The sequence below is a fragment of the Streptomyces albipurpureus genome, assembly GCF_023701525.1.
GTDB classification, from domain to species: domain Bacteria; phylum Actinomycetota; class Actinomycetes; order Streptomycetales; family Streptomycetaceae; genus Streptomyces; species Streptomyces albipurpureus.
Map to the genome: position 1 here is coordinate 232,660 of NZ_JAMQAW010000007.1, position 12,672 is coordinate 245,331.

General features: G+C 67.9%; 8 protein-coding genes. 4 read left to right on the forward strand and 4 right to left on the reverse strand.

Annotated elements, in window-relative coordinates:
- The first annotated feature begins 10 nt into the window (after window positions 1-10).
- Window positions 11-2,632 (forward strand): aminotransferase class III-fold pyridoxal phosphate-dependent enzyme, encoded by a 2,622-nt coding sequence (locus NBG84_RS08175; protein WP_250918618.1) that lies wholly within the window; start codon window positions 11-13, stop codon window positions 2,630-2,632.
- A gap of 535 nt (window positions 2,633-3,167) precedes the next feature.
- On the forward strand, window positions 3,168-4,724 hold the full coding sequence (locus NBG84_RS08185) for an FAD-dependent monooxygenase (RefSeq protein WP_250918619.1): 1,557 nt from the start codon (window positions 3,168-3,170) through the stop codon (window positions 4,722-4,724).
- A gap of 1,036 nt (window positions 4,725-5,760) precedes the next feature.
- Here NBG84_RS08185 and NBG84_RS40540 read toward each other — a convergent pair.
- The 3 genes from NBG84_RS40540 to NBG84_RS08195 form a co-directional block, all read right to left on the reverse strand.
- Complete coding sequence (locus NBG84_RS40540; RefSeq protein ID WP_285366480.1) at window positions 5,761-5,892, reverse strand: hypothetical protein; 132 nt, start codon at window positions 5,890-5,892, stop codon at window positions 5,761-5,763.
- Window positions 5,893-5,918: 26 nt separating this feature from the next.
- Window positions 5,919-7,313: an isopeptide-forming domain-containing fimbrial protein gene (locus NBG84_RS08190; RefSeq protein ID WP_250918620.1), complete on the reverse strand. Its 1,395-nt coding sequence runs from the start codon at window positions 7,311-7,313 to the stop codon at window positions 5,919-5,921.
- Between the two features lie 716 nt (window positions 7,314-8,029).
- On the reverse strand, window positions 8,030-10,072 hold the full coding sequence (locus NBG84_RS08195; protein ID WP_250918621.1) for a serine/threonine-protein kinase: 2,043 nt from the start codon (window positions 10,070-10,072) through the stop codon (window positions 8,030-8,032).
- A gap of 279 nt (window positions 10,073-10,351) precedes the next feature.
- On the opposite strand from NBG84_RS08195, the gene NBG84_RS08200 reads away from it, so the two are divergent.
- Window positions 10,352-10,894 carry a hypothetical protein gene (locus NBG84_RS08200; RefSeq protein WP_250918622.1) on the forward strand — a complete coding sequence of 181 codons (543 nt, stop codon included), beginning with the start codon at window positions 10,352-10,354 and terminating at the stop codon, window positions 10,892-10,894.
- 434 nt (window positions 10,895-11,328) lie between these two features.
- On the opposite strand, the gene NBG84_RS08205 is transcribed toward NBG84_RS08200, so the two are convergent.
- Entirely contained in the window at window positions 11,329-11,901 is a 573-nt protein-coding gene (locus NBG84_RS08205; protein ID WP_250918623.1) for an RICIN domain-containing protein, read from the reverse strand.
- A 442-nt stretch (window positions 11,902-12,343) separates the two neighbouring features.
- Here NBG84_RS08205 and NBG84_RS08210 point away from each other — a divergent pair, with 442 nt between their 5' ends.
- Window positions 12,344-12,646 (forward strand): hypothetical protein, encoded by a 303-nt coding sequence (locus NBG84_RS08210; protein ID WP_250918624.1) that lies wholly within the window; start codon window positions 12,344-12,346, stop codon window positions 12,644-12,646.
- Window positions 12,647-12,672: the final 26 nt, after the last annotated feature.

Sequence of the window (12,672 nt, forward strand, 5' to 3'; positions counted from 1 at the left end):
AGGAGCCGATGTGTTGCCACATCTGGCCAAAGCGGCCTCCGCGATCGTGGTAGGTACGGCCGAGTACTGGTATGCGTGGGTGCGCGCACGCGGTGCCGAGACACGCAACCAGCGTCGCGCCCACGCCATCCTGGCCTTCCTGACGCGAATGGGCCCGCTCTACATCAAGATGGGCCAGATCGCCGCCACCCGTTCGGATCTGCTGCCGGCCGAGTGGGTGAGCACGCTGCGGAGTCTGCACGACCAGACCCCCCACATGTCACCTCAGCGCACCCGTCGAGCGATCGAACGAGAGTTGGGCGATTCACTCGAATCCGAATTCAGCGCTTTCGAACTGCGGCCAGTGGCAAGTGCGTCAGTGGCCCAGGTGCACGTCGCCCACCTGCGTGACGGACGCAAGGTGGCCGTCAAACTGGTCAAGGACCGGGTCCCCGCACAGATCGAGGAGAGCCTCCGCACGCTCGGTGCACTCGTCAAGCTGGTGCACCGCCTTGTGCCACGGGCACGGAGGCTCAACCTTCCCACACGCTTCGACGAACTTGCGCGACTGCTCCGGCCGCAGGCTGACATGAAGCACGAGGCAGGCCAGCAACAGCGCATTCACGCGAACTTCGCCGAGCACCCGTATGTGCGGGTGCCTGCCGTGTTGCCGGAGCTGGTGACCGAGCGGATGCTCGTCATGGAGTTCATGGATGGCATCCCGGGAAACCGTGCCGAAACAGTCGGGTTTCCACGCGAGAGGCTGGCCCGTCGGCTGCAGGACGTTGTTTACACAATGCTGTACATGCACGGACTCAGTCACGGAGATCCGCATCCGGGGAACATCCTGTTCACCCCCGACGGCGAGTTGGTACTGCTTGACTTCGGCGTCACCGTGGAGCTGAGTGAACACGAGAAATGGGGCCTGTCCTCGTTCTACTACGCCTGCATCCGCAAAGAGTGGAACCTGGCGAGTGAGCGTTTCACCCGGCACTTCGTGCTGACGAGCCCCGAACTGGAAGCACAGCGAACCGAATATGATCGGCACATGGTGGAAATCCTGCGCCATCACTTCGACATCAGCTCGACCCAGTGGTCTTCCATGGCCTACGTCGGCGACGTGCTGAAGCTGCTGGGGAAATTCCATGCCCAGTACACCACCAACTTCACCAAAGTCGAGCTGGTGTTCCTGTCCAGCGAAGGATTCGTCACACAGATCGACCCCGACATCGACATCTGGTCCAACGCGCGTAAATTCACCGACCGCTACTCCCCCTACATGAGCGCGGAGGTGGAGAGCCGATTCGCGGCTCACTTCGCCCAGCAGATGCCGGCCACACTGCGACTACGCGAACGCGCCCGCGACACACTGGTAGCCCCCGGTCACGCCGACCGCTACTTCTTCCCGAGCGCCTTCCCCGTCTTCGTGCGGCAGGCGACGGGCGGTCGTGTGCGCGACTTCGACAACAACGAATACCTCGACCTGTGCGGTGGATACGGTCCACATCTGCTCGGCTACGCGCACCCGGCCATCAACGCGGCGATCTCCGCGAGCCTCGAAAACGGACTGGTCAACGGCATCGGAAACCCCCACGAAGTCGAGCTGGCCGAACTCCTCGTCGCTTCCCTCCCCTCGGCGGAGAAGGCCCTGATGTGCAATTCCGGCACCGAGGCCATCCTGTTCGCCATCCGGATGTGCCGCGGGTATCGGCGGCGCAACAAGGTCGCCAAGTTCGAGGGGCACTACCACGGCTTCTCCGACCAGGGCATGGTGAGCTCCTGGTTCCGGTTCTCCGGAGAAACAGACCGGCCAGAGCCCATCGCGGGATCGCTGGGCACCGATCCCGGCACGGTCGACAACACGCTGGTGTTGCAGTACGGCGATCTGCGCGGTTTGACGCGGCTCCGTGAGAACGCCGACGAACTGGCCTGCGTGATCTTGGAACCGATGCCGACCTCGGTGGTCACACTCGACGTGCCCTTCCTCACCGAACTGCGAGCACTCTGCACCGAACTGGACATCCCACTGATCTTCGACGAGGTGGTCAGCGGCTTCCGGGTCGCCTACGGGGGAGTCCAGAACATGGTCGATATCCATCCCGACCTCACCTGCCTGGGCAAAGTGATCGGCGGTGGCCTACCGTGCGGTGCGGTGGTCGGCCGCGCCGCGTTCATCGACATGGCGAAGAGCTCCCAAGACCCGTTCTACGACTACGAGAACAGAGTCTTCGCCGGTGGCACACTCAGCGGCAACTCCCTGACCTGCGCCGCAGGCGCGGCCGTCCTACGACACCTCGACGCGAACCCGCAGCTCTACACCCAGTTGGAGAACAACACTCAAAGGCTCGCCGCCATGCTCCGCCAGTCCACGAGCCGTCGCGGCATCGCCTGCCGGATCAATGCCCGCAACTCCATCTTCTCGCTCACCTTCAGCCATCGCGAAGCGCGGCTCTATCGAGAACGCATGGCAGGCAGCAACTTCAAGGCCACCATCGCGCTCGCCTACTACATGCGAAAGCACCAGGTGTACTTGCCGGAACTACACAGCTTCCTCATCAGCGCCGCCCACACCACCGAGGACCTGGACCAGGTAGCCAGCGGCTTTGAGAAAAGCCTCGACGAAATGCTCGCTGATGGACTCTTCGTGGTCTGACGCCGGTCAGGGTTGGTCTGGTGAGTTCGATCGCGGGAGCCGGACTCGCACGCTTGACCAGCGGGCTCTGGCCTAGTAGTGCTTTGTTAGGTGGTGTCGCCACGCTTTTGTCACCCGAAGGCCGAGAGCGCTGCCGCACGGGACCGCTCGGCGTGACGTGCGAGAGCGGTACGGCTCGTGGAGGTCGCCTTCTCCCGTTGTTTCATGCCGCAATGCGAATGAGACCCGCGGCTGCAGGGCATGGGCTGATCGCCGCCGCCAGCGCGGAGATGGCCCGCGTCTGGGGCGGGATACCCGCAAAGGCCCTGGCCGCCGGCGGCCGCGTCCTCGCCCTGGTCACAGAGCGCGCCAGCGTGGAGCTTGCAGCGCCTACCGCCCGGCCAACTGATCGAGCCGATCGAGGACCGGCGGGGGCGGGTGAGTTGGCTGAGGAGGAGCGCGGATGGCCTGCTCTTCCCGTCCCTCATCGCGGGGTTGGCTCCTTGACACCGCGGCGCTTTTTTGGCCTTCTCGGCCCTCGGTCATAGTCGGCGCCATGGACTATGACGTAGTGGTGGCCGAAGGCGGCCCGGTCGGACTGATGCTGGCCTGCGAGCTCCGGCTCGGAGGCGCGCGGGTGGCCGTCCTGGAGCGCCTCACCGAAGTGGATCCGACGATCAAGGGCGGGGCGATCACCACGCCCAGCGCCGAGGCGCTCTACCGCCGGGGCATGCTGCCCGCGCTGGCCGAGGTGCAGCGGCAGGCGATGGACCGCTTCCAGGCATTCATCCGCGAACGGAACGGCGGGGACGGACGCGGGGCCGCGGGCCAAGGGCTCGGGTTCGTCGGGCACTTCGCCGGAATCATGCTGCGCGCCGACCTGGTCGACCGTACGGAGCCCGGCCTCGGCGACGCCGGACCCGCCGCCGAGATCGCTTTCGTGGCGCAGCAGGACATCGAACGGCTGCTCGGCGGGCGGGCGGACGAGCTCGGCGTCGACGTGCGCCGGGGAGTGGAGCTGACCGGCTTCGACGCGAACGACGGGGCCGTCACCGTGCGGACGGGCCACGGGGCGATACACGCCGGCTGGCTCGTGGGTTGCGACGGCGGCCGCAGCACGGTCCGCAAGCTCGCGGGGTTCGCCTTTCCCGGCACGGACCCGGAGATCACCTGTCACCAGGCGGTCGTGGAGATGACCGGAGCCGAGGACCTGACGGTCGGCTGGACCGCCACGGACACCGGGGTGTACGCCCACGGGCCGATGCCGGGCCGCGTCGTCACCGTGGAGTTCGACGGCCCGCCGGCCGACCGGGACGCGCCGGTCACCACCGAGGACCTCCAGGCGAGGCTGCGCCGCGTCTCCGGCGTGGAGGTCACGGTCACCGGGGTGCGGACCGCGACCCGCTTCACCGACCACGCCCGCCAGGTCACCGAGTACCGCAAAGGCCGGGTGCTGCTGGCGGGCGACGCGGCGCACGTGCACTCCGCGTTCGGCAGCCAGGGGCTGAGCCTGGGTATCGGGGACGCGATGAACCTCGGCTGGAAGCTCGCCTCGGTGATCGGCGGCCGGGCGCCGGAAGGGCTGCTGGACACCTACACCGCCGAACGGCACCCGGTCGGCGCGGGGGTCCTTGGCTGGACCCGTTCCCAGGTCGCGGCCATGCGCCCGGACCCGCAGTCCCGGGCCCTGCGCGAGATCGTCAGCGACCTGGCGGAGACGGTCACGGGCACCACGTACCTCACCGCCCGGCTCAACAGCGTCGGGGTGCGCTACGAGCTGCCGGGCGAGCACCCGCTGACCGGCCGCAGCGCCCCGGACCTCGAACTCGCCGACGGCAGCCGCCTCGCGGACCGCCTCCACGGCGGCCGGGCGCTCCTGCTCGACCTCACCGACGACCCGGAGCTCCGGGTCGTCGGTGAGGGGTACGCCGGCCGCGTCGACACCCTGACGGCCGGCTGCCCGTCCCGCCCGGAACTTGCGGCGGTCCTCGTCCGTCCGGACGGCTTCACCGCCTGGGCGGCCGACGCGGGGGCGCCGACGTCGACGGCTGGGCTGGCGGAGGCGCTGGAGGCGTGGTTCGGAGTGCCAGAGGGTGCGGTGGCGCCGGGCTGATCCGCCGCTCTGCTGACTGACTCGAACACGGGCCGATTGCACCCACGGCCGCCGCGCCCACCCAGTGTGGCGGCCGCCCGCACCCCAGTCCCGGCCCAGCAGTCCGGAGCCCTCACCGGCCGCCTACCGCACCGCCGCCACGCCCTCCGCCGGTGCTAGGCCCCCTGCGAGCCAGTGACCAATGCAAACATCACCGCCGGGACAACCCCGGCGGTGAAGGTCACCGCACCTGGGTCACATCTCTTCGGCCGTGTCCGGATCGCGCAGCGAGCGCAGGCCGCCCGGCAGTTCGGGAGCTGGAACGAGTACCGGCCGAGCCCGCGTGACCGCCTCGGCCTTGAGCCGCTCGTGCCCGGTATCCCTCCCAGACGAACACCGCGAGGACGGCGTACGGCCAGTTGGGCGTGTGCGGGGTTCGGGGCGGACGGGCATGATGTCTTCCTTCTCCCGGTCTTCGGCGCCAGGGTGGCGTCGAGACCACCGTGGCGCGGGCCGAGAGCTTGATTGGTGGATCCAGGCTGTCCGGTGGATTTGCTGGATGAGGGCGTCGCCGTGGCCCTTCGTACCCACGGAAGAGGGAGCCGGAAAGTGGCAGGTGTACACCCTGGACGGGGCTATGGAGAGTTGAGGGGGCTTCCCAGGAGATCAAATGAGGTCGCCTCCCAGCTGCGGTCTTGGTCGAAGTCGCCGGACTCACTCTCAAGGGCTTGAGGGAGCGGCTGACCACCGATCGCGAGCAAACCCGCACCACTTCCCGGACCCGCCCAGCCCCGATCCGTCGGGCCCGCCGAACTTCTGGTTGTCCCCGGCTTGCCGCAGTAGGCGAGCAGGTGTCCGGGGACGGGGGCGGTGCCCGGCCCGCACCCGGGTGGCGGGCCAGGCGTCCGGCTCACCGGGATGCGGAGTGGTGGTGAGGACCAGGAGACGGGGACGCAGCCAGCGAACTGCCCGAAAGCCCGGAGGGCCAGGCCGCTGCGGACCCTGTTGGCGCATTCGGCCGCTGTGCGCGCTGGGACGGGTTCATGGACTCGCTGCCTCAGAGGACGGTCGGAACCCTGAGCGTGTGGATGACGGTTCTACCGGCGGACGAGTACGGCCCCCCGGGGCCCCACTCCCGGCCATCCACCTCCGCAGGGGTGGGCCGGGAGTAGTTGTTGGCGGTGGCCATCGCGGCATTTTGGTGCGGGACTGTTCCTAGCTGGCGCAGGGGTCGCAGCAGGAGGGCGCCGGTTCGACACAGACGCTGACGGTGTCGGTGTTGTTGGTGGTGCCGGGGTCCCTTTCGTTGCCGGTGGCAGTGGCGGTGTTGCTGACCAGGCCGGCCCTGGTGGCCTTGGCCCGCAGCACGAGGGTGGCGGTGGCGCCGGTGGCCAGTTCGCCCACGGTCCACTGCCCAGTAGCCGAGGCGTAGCTTCCGGAGTCCTCGGCGGACAGGAAGGTAAGGCCGTCGGGGAGCCGGTCGGTGACGGTGACGCCGGTGGCGTCGTTCGGGCCGGCGTTGTGGACGGTGATGCGGTAGGTCACCGTCTGGCCGACGGTGACGGTGGTGGCGTCGGCTGCCTTCGCCACGGACAGGTCGGCAGCCGGTTTGACCTGTGTGACCTGCTCGTTGGAGGTGGCCGTCAGGTGCTCCGGTGTGTCACCGAGCCGGTTCTCGTAGGAAGCGGTTGCGGTGTTGCTGATCTGCTGGCCACCGCTGGCCCGGTCGATGGTGGCCCGGTACTCCACCATGGTCCCCGCCGACAGGGTCTCGGTGCTGGGCAGGCTGCCTCCGTCCGCGGCGGTGGCGCCGTTGCCGAGGTGGAAGACGACCTTGTTCCCCTGGGCGTCGTAGTACGCCTGGTCGTCACCTTGCGCGTCGCTCTTCGCTCCGGCGTTCGGGCCGCCGACGATACGCAGGGAGCCGGGCAGGTACGTCGTGCCTTGGGGGATCGCATCGGTCAGGATGAGGTTCTCGGCACCGCCTCCGCCCTCGTTCTTGGCGGTGATGCGGTAGGTGACGACGTCGCCCACCTCCAGCGGCCCCGCGGGAATGGCGGTCTTGTCGAGCACCACGTAGGCAGCGGTCCCGAAGAAGATGCCGTCCAGGAAGTTGCCGATGCCGCGGTTGCCGCCGGCGGCGGAGATGGAGCGGAAGGCGAAGCGCGTCAGCGTCTGGCCTGCTGGGACGGTGTAGGTGCCGGTGTAGTAGCCCCAGGCGGTGTTGCCGTCGGTGAAGCGCCTCTGCTCCACCGTGGAGCCTGGCGCGCCGATGTCCAGGGCCATGGTGTCGTCCCCCTGCCGACCGCGGTGATACAGCCGCCAGTACAGCTTCGTACGGGGGGTGGTCGGCAGGTCCTGGTAGAGCGTGGAGACCTCATTGGCGTTGAGTTCGGCGAACTGAGCGCCGTGGGCTGCCGGCACTCCTTGAAAGCCCGAATGCCACAACTCGATCCTGTGATCGGAGGCGGTGGTGAGCCAGCCCGGGACCCACTTGGACGCCTGTGTCTGTGAGGCGTCGGGCAGGATCTCCACACCAGTGACTACGGGTTGCTCAAAGCTGCCGTTGGCCAGGGCGACCCGGAGCGGAGCAGCAGGAGGTGTGGTCATGGTTCTTCCCCTTGAGTCGACGCTGCTGGAATGCACCGCCGATCGACCGCACCTCTGCGTGCCGTGGCGGAGCGGAAACATCCCGTAGCGCATCGCATCCGAGTGAACACGTAAAGTGGCGAGTGATGGGGTTTGGCCAATCTCGCGAGTCACGTTTGCGGAATCCGCCCCCGGAGCCACTCCCCCCACGCTGTCATGCATGGGGCCAAGACAACCGCAGCCACCACACATGTCTCCCAACTCTCTCCCGCCCGCCCTGTCATGGCCGAAGGTCTCCGTTGAACCACTGCGGATATCGCTGCTCGGAGTGAATCGACCACCGGCGAAGTTGACGCTCCTGGCGCGGCGACACGGCGGAGTAGGAACGACGCAGTAACCGGGGTTGAACATGACGACAGCCCTCATGACACATTGTGGTCGTGGGGCTGACGTTGTGTCTGGAAGGTTATCGGCATCGTTGCACACCAGCGAGTCGACGGTTCCTGACGAGACGGCGCGCCGGATTGGCCAACACTATCCACTGCGGCCTGGCCCTCCGGGCTTTCACGTTGCTCTTCACCGGATACACCCGGCAGGTTCCCTGCCCGGCCCAGGCCGCGTCGCTCCAGTTCCCACCGAGCCGACAGTGCCCGTTTCTGTGGGAGTCGTTCTCGACGCGCGCCCAGGGCTGCTCTCCGCTGCCCTCTTCCTGCCGCGCCAGCCTTCCGCAACAACTCTTACGGGGTGCAGACGCCCGAGCCGATGAACTGTCGTCCGCCGATGTACGGGTCGTAGGCGGCGACGGTCCAGCGGGTGTAGTTCCACTTCTTGTCGGCATTGAACTCAGCCGTGAGCTTGCGGCAGACGGCCTCCTCAACGGCGCCTTGGAGGTTGGACTGGGAAGCACGACTGCCAAAACGGTTGTCGGGGTCGGCGGTCCACACATAGGCGGCGTTCTCGACGGGATCGAAACCCAGGTTGATGCCGTCGCTTGTGCTGAGCGGTTCTTCGTTCGTCTGCGCGGTGTTGCGGTTCCACGTAGCGGTGATGTCCTTGACCGCGGCGTCGGCGACGCGGATCTCCCCTGTGGCACTGCTGGGAATCTCCGCGGTCACCATGCCGGACTCGTCGCCGCGCCACTGGCCGGCGATCTCACTGAAGCAGCCGCCGGTGGCCTTTCCATATCCGAGCATCGCTGCCTCGGTGTCCGCGTCGGACATCTTCCAGTGGATGGAGAAGCGACCGTAGGGCCAGCTGGTGGGGCTGTCCCCGAGCTGGTGGGCGAGGGCCGTGCAGGCTGCCATATGACTGGCGCGTTGAAACATCTGCTGGTAGTTCTCCGGGAGTTGGGGGACCGGTCCGCCGGTGACGATCACAGTCTGGGCGCGCAGGTTGAAGGTGATCTCGGGCTCCATGAACTCCAGGCCCTTGGTGGTCAGCATGGACGTTATGTGATTGCGGATCGCCTGCTCGGTGTTCTGTTCCCGGGGATTGGCGAAGCGAGTGCTGGTCCGCCATTCGTCGGGGTGCGGTTCGGATCTGTCGCTGCCCCGGGTGAAGGTGGGGCGGACTGCTCCTGCCAGTGGGTCCACGGGAACCTTCACGGTTCGTGGATCGCGTGGAGACGCGGTCCTGGTGGAGCCCGGACTGGCGGAGGCCGTGGCCTCGGCGGGTTTGTCAACGGGTGCCGCAGGACTGGCCACGCCCTTCGCCGGGATGTGCGGCCGGTCCTGGCCCGTGGAGTCCAAGGCCACGATGGCGCCCGCGACAGCCGCGCTGGCGGTGGCCACGGCGATGAGGCCGATGAGCGCGCGTTTACGGGCGGACATGGTCGGGACCTGCCAGCCGGGGTCCTCCACGCTGGGCACGTGCCACTCGGTGGTGATGAGGTCGCTGGCGCTGGTCGGTTCTGACCCGCTGTCGGCGGCGAGTACCTGGGTTGCCTGGGCGGAGAGGAGACGGGCGCACTCCTGCGCCGCGGAATCGGAGGTGATGCGCTGGTCGGGGTTCTTCGTCAGTGCCTTCGCCACTGTTTCGCGCAGTCCCTCGGGGAGGCCGTCGAGGTCCGGCTCGGTGGACATGATGCGGTAGGCGACCACGTCGGGAGAGCCCGTGCCGAACGGGAGTCGGTCCGTGGCCGCGTAGGCTACGAGGGCCCCCCAGGCGAACACGTCGCCTTCGGGCCCGGCGGATCCGGTGCGGTAGTGCTCGGGGCTGATCCACCCCGGGGTACCGGTCATCACACCGGTACGGGTCACGGACGTGCCGTCGGCGGCGTGGGCGATGCCGAAGTCCAGCACGAGGGGTCCGGCAGGCGTGAGGATGACGTTCTGGGGTTTGACGTCCCGGTGGATGACACCGGCGGCGTGGATGACCGCAAGAGCCTGCGCGGTTCCGGTGGCGAAGGCGTAGAGGGTGCCGCCGGTGAGGGGACCGTGGGCTGCCAGATGCTGGTCAAGGGTGAGACCCGGGGCGTATGCGGTGGCCAGCCAGGGAGTCTCGGCATCGGGATCGGCTGCGAGGAGGGGTAGCAGACAGGGCCCCTGGACGCGTGCGGAGAGCTGTACTTCGCGGCGGAAGCGGGCACGGAACTCGGGGTCCTCGGCGTGCGAGGCGTGGACGAGTTTGATCGCGACCCGTAGCCCGCTCGGGTCAAGACCGGCGTGCACAGTGCCCATGCCACCCGAGCCGAGACGGCCGACGATCCGGTAGGGGCCGACCCGGGTCGGGTCACCGGCGCGGGCGGGCTGCAACCGGCCGTCAGACCGAGCGATGCTCACAGGGCATCCATTCCTCTTCTGCGATGGAGCAAGGGAAGGCTGAAGCGGCGATCGGAATGAGCCCGCCCAAGCCTGGCGGCTGGATGGTATCCGTGGGCCATCACCCTGCGCGGCGCCTCTCACGCATCGGGCACGGCGCTGTCCCCGTGCCGAGGCCCGGTGGCCGACCGGGCCTATGCCCCGGGGTCTGTTGGAGACCAAGGGCTAGTGTCCGGCGGATCTCCAGGTCGGCGTTCTGCCGTCCGTGCGGAGGTATTCGATCACGCTGCCGTAGTCTTCGTGGTCATGTTCACGTGGTGGGACGTCCTCGCGGACGAACAGCGGGCGCGGTGGACGTTGGATCCGTTCGTGAGCGTGGGGCCGCTCCGTTTCGGCATGGGACCCGGTGAGTTCTCGGCTGCGCTGAGCGATCATACGGCGGAATCCCAGCGGCACACGCATCGCTATCCGGTGGCCGATGCCGTGATCACGGAGGGCGACTATCGGGATTTCGGCTTGAAGCTGTACTACCGGGAAGAACGGCTGGCTGGCGTTGTGGTTGACGCACTGTGCGGGCCTCAAGTTTCAGCAGACGGCGTGGCGTTGGTCGGTCGGGTCGCCTCGGCGTTGGAGCGGTGGATGGTGGACCGAGCCAAGGCCCGAGAGCCCCATTCGGAACTGTCCTACCTGGAGGCGGGCGTACCCGGCTCGGACTCACTGGGCGTGGTGATCGATGTGCAGCAAGCGGGCGACAGCCTGCTCACGCGGCCCGTGTTCATTCCCTCCGAAGCCATGGACGACCTACCCCACTTCCTTCCGAAGGAGGCATGGTCAGTTTGCTGAGCATGCCTCCTCGAACAGTGTGCCCTCGACTTGATGCCGACTGTCACCGCTTGAGCCAGAGCGGGTCGAGGCATACCCGAGACGCGGCCCGGAGATCACCGATCCGGTTCCCACACCAGCAGCGAGCCTTGCTGGCACAGGTACTGGACGGGTCCGTTCCCAACTCCGGTGCCGCCCCAGGGGGCCCGCTCACCGACCAGCCTGAGACTCTTGGCCCACCGGCTCTCTCCAGGTGACACCGATGGGACGGGACGAGCGGCGGACCAGCCATCGACAGCGGGCCTCCGGGTACCGGCACAGCGCCTTGGACGCAGTCCCGAGTCTGGAACGGCTCGCCCGCCGCATGTCCACCGGATGACCAAGCGTCCCCTTCCCCCATGAGGCGGGAAGGGGACGTTCACCGTCGGGCCGGGGCCCCAGATGTCAGGTGGGGATCACGGGGCCGGTTCCCACACCGGCAGCCACACCTCGTTGTCCTCGCCGTCCGCGCTGCACGTGTACTGAACGAGTTCGTTCCCCTCGCCGGTGCCACCGCGCACGTTCAAGCACTTGCCGCTGGACTTCGCGACCACTTGGTAGCCGTTGCCCTTGCGGACAAGCCTCCACTGGTCGTTGTCATAGTCGGTGGAACAGGTGTACTGAATGATCCTGGCGTTGTCCTCGTTACCGCCGTTCCGAACATTGAGGCACTTTCCACTACCTACCGATGCAAAGCGGTAGTGACCGGCCCCGCTGTCACGCGCCTCCCACAGTTCATTGCCCTCACCTCCACCCCACGGCCACTGCTTGACCGGGGCGTGATCCGCCTGCGACGCCTCCCACACATTCGCGGCCTGGCCCGGATCCGACGCCAGCCGCAGACTCAACCGCTCCACCCCCGCCGCCGCCCGCGCCCCGGGCACCGCCGAGCCAGCGGACGCCGTCGCGCCGGCCGGTGCCAGCGAACCGAGAACCAGCGCACCACCGACCAGAGCGGCACCTGTCATACGCCGTGCCCACACAGACATAAGGACTCCTCTCGGGTGCGGGCCGCACCGCACGGCCCGCACCCGAGCATCACCCCGCCGACGCACCCGCCGGACGACCATGCTCAAGGACAACCCGATGGAATGACGGACACGCTCACCAAGGTGACGGACACACCGGGACGTTGGCGCTCGGGCTGGCGGTCGTCGGCCGACGCGGTGCCTCGGCGGTCGACCTCGATGGGGCCCCGCCGATGTGGAGGCCGGCCGGTGACGGGCCCTGACGCGGCGGGCCGGCTCCTACCTGGCGGTGGCGAGGCAGGGCGCTGTGACAGCGGTGATGGATGACCAGGCTGGGCAGCACCCGGTCTACTGGCGCCCGTTCAACGACGGAGTGAGGTGGGCGACCATCACAATGCCGCGGGCCCAGTTGGACTGCGTTCCGGTCGACCGGATCCACGCATGCGCTCGCGGCGGTGCGGACGTGAACAGGATGGAGTTCGTCGGCGAGACGCTGCGGGCCACGCTGGAGGCACTCGCGGTCGCGGCCCCCGCATGGTTGTCCGGCCTGGTCACGACCGAGTGGGCCGATCGGTACGGACGATGCGTGGACGGCAACCGCTTCCCCAAGGAAGAGGATGCCCGTGAGCAGTGGTCTGGCAGGCCGCCATCCGGCCACGGAGACTCCACGAGAACCCACTGGGTGGACGATGCGACCACCGCGTCAGCGACGAGAGCGCCGACGCCCTCCACCCAAAGGGGCACCGATGAGGTCGGCACGCACTGATCCGCAGATCTTGACAGCCCGGCCAG